Genomic DNA, 2463 nt, shown 5'->3' with positions numbered 1-2463 from the left:
TTCACGTTGTTTGTTTCGTTCAGTTTTCAAAGAACTACTTAGTCGCTCATTTGCGACTTCCTTATGTTAACATCTTCATCTTTCAATGTCAACTAAGTTTTTCATTTCGTTTGCCGCGTTCTGCGTTATTGCATCGGCGACTTGTTCTATATTACACCTCTAACCTACAATCGTCAATATGTTTTTATAAAAAACTTCATTTTTTATAAATCCTATTTACGTTATTAATTTATCTATTTATATACCTCTTCTATAAGAATAGATAAGCAACCCATAAAATACTCTATGGGTTGCTATTCCTTCATAAAAACTATTGTTCTTTTGAAGGGACCGAACAACTTTCATCCGTACAAGACATATCGCTTCCACCCTCTGAAGAAAGCTCTTGTAACTTAGGTGCAGGATTCTCTTCTTCCCACACTTGTTGAAGTGCACCAACAAAAGTTTCTAGTGGTTGCGCACCTGAAATAGCATACTTTTGATTAATAATAAAATAAGGTACTCCTGAAATTTGATATTGCTGAGCAATCGCTTCATCAATTCTAACATCATTTGCATATGCACCTTTATCATTAATAACACGTAAAGCTTCTTTTTTATCTAAACCTGAGGCTTCAGCAATAGTAGCAAGTGTATCCACATCACTTAAATTTCTCGATTCAGTGAAATATGCAAAAAGTAGATTTTCCGTAATTTCTTTTTCTTTCCCTTGATCCTTTGCAAATTTGGCAAGACGATGCGCATCAAAAGTGTTCGTCGGCTTCATCTCTTCAAAATTAAAACTTAAACCCATACTAGCTGCATGATTGCCTAATTGTATATTATTACGCTCAGCTTCTTCAATACTAATCCCATACTTTGATGCAAGTACTTCATTAATACTTGTTCCAGAATAGATTGGAGCATTTTGGTCTAATTCAAAACTTTTAAACTCGACTTCAACATCCTTCTTATGCGGAAATTGCTCTAAAGCCATTTCTAATCTACGTTTCCCAATATAGCAAAATGGGCATACAAAATCTGACCATACTTCAATTTTCATAGAAACACCTCATTAATATGTAGTTTTCAATTATTGTAGCACTGGCAATAAGGAATTCAAAAATTTATGCTTCAAACCTTATATACTACAAACTAAAATGAGTTTTTAAATAGAAAAAACGATAATCAAAAGTATAAAAACATTTCCTTCTGATTATCGTATATACAAATCTAAAACAATCTAATTACGCTGGAATGTATCTCCCCACGAACTTCCATACGGTATTCCAATATTTATTCGAATCTACCTTCTCGGCTTCTCCATGTCCAGCACCTGGAACAATTAATTTCTCTTTTTCTACTTTTGCAGCATTATATACTTCATCTAACATTTCATAAGGAACGAATGTATCAGCATCCCCATGAATAAATAGCATCGGTGTTTTACTTTTCGCTACTTGTTTTATAGCTGAAGCTTCTTCTAAATCATATCCAGCTCTTAATTTTGTAACTGTATTTGCCGCATTCATAACAGGAAACTTTGGCAAATGGAATAAATCTTTTAGTTGATACGTAAATTCATCAATAACAGTTGAGTATCCACAATCTTCAATAATAACTTTAACGTTAGAAGGTAACTCTTCACCTGAAGTCATCATTACAGTTGCTCCTCCCATTGAAACACCAAAGAGTGCTATTTCAGCATTAGGGTCTTTCTTTACAATTTGTTGAATCCAAATCAAAATATCTTTACGATCGTGCCAGCCCATCCCTATATAATCGCCTTCACTATTTCCATGCCCACGAAGATCTGGCGCTATGACGTTATATCCTTCTTCATAAAAATTCCGGATATATTTCGTCATTTTCGATGCCTTACTATCATATCCATGAACTACAATTGCCCATTTATGACTAGATTGTTCATTCATATATTCATAACCTGTTAATTTCAACTTATCAAAAGAATTTATGTGTAGTGTATTAGGTTTATGATTTGAGACAAAGCTCGCATCCTTTTCTTCATTTGTAGCAAACACACCTCCCGATGCATTCACTGTTTCCACTAAGTGAGGATTATCCTCTAAAAATTCTTTCTCTTGTTTCGCATTCAACGCATAATTATAAAAATAATTCCCGACTGTCATATAAGTAATTGCTAGAAGGACTAAAACTACTATAGTAATTACACCTATCTTTTTCATATTATCTCCTTTTTCAAAATTAAATCTTCTTATATTCAAGTACTCAAAAAACAACTGCACTATTTTAACACACCGACAGATTGTTTCTACAAAAAATAAAATAGAAAATCTTAAACTACACATCAAAAATGATGAAAGAAAATGAATATGAGAGGATCAAAAGAATAAGGATTACTTACTTGAGGCTGATAAGAAGTTTAAAACACAAAAAAGACGAGTCATTCTGACTCGTCTTAAAGTTGCTTGGCGACGTCCTACTCTCACAGGGACAAGGTCC

2 protein-coding genes are annotated in these 2463 nt (G+C 33.3%); both read right to left on the bottom strand.

What is annotated here, in order from left to right; translation table 11 throughout:
- Positions 1–310: 310 nt before the first annotated feature.
- The gene (locus MKO96_RS29050; RefSeq protein ID WP_240589334.1) at positions 311–1042 is read right to left on the bottom strand and encodes a DsbA family oxidoreductase; all 732 of its coding nucleotides are present in this window, start codon (positions 1040–1042) and stop codon (positions 311–313) included.
- 184 nt (positions 1043–1226) lie between these two features.
- Positions 1227–2186, bottom strand: a complete 960-nt coding sequence (locus tag MKO96_RS29045; protein ID WP_240589333.1) for an alpha/beta hydrolase — start codon at positions 2184–2186, stop codon at positions 1227–1229.
- Positions 2187–2463: the final 277 nt, after the last annotated feature.

Source organism: Bacillus sp. ES1-5, from assembly GCF_022487605.1.
In the GTDB taxonomy this organism is placed as follows: domain Bacteria; phylum Bacillota; class Bacilli; order Bacillales; family Bacillaceae_G; genus Bacillus_A; species Bacillus_A wiedmannii.
The sequence above is the reverse complement of the archived record's forward strand: the minus strand, read 5'-3'. Positions and strand labels throughout refer to the sequence as shown.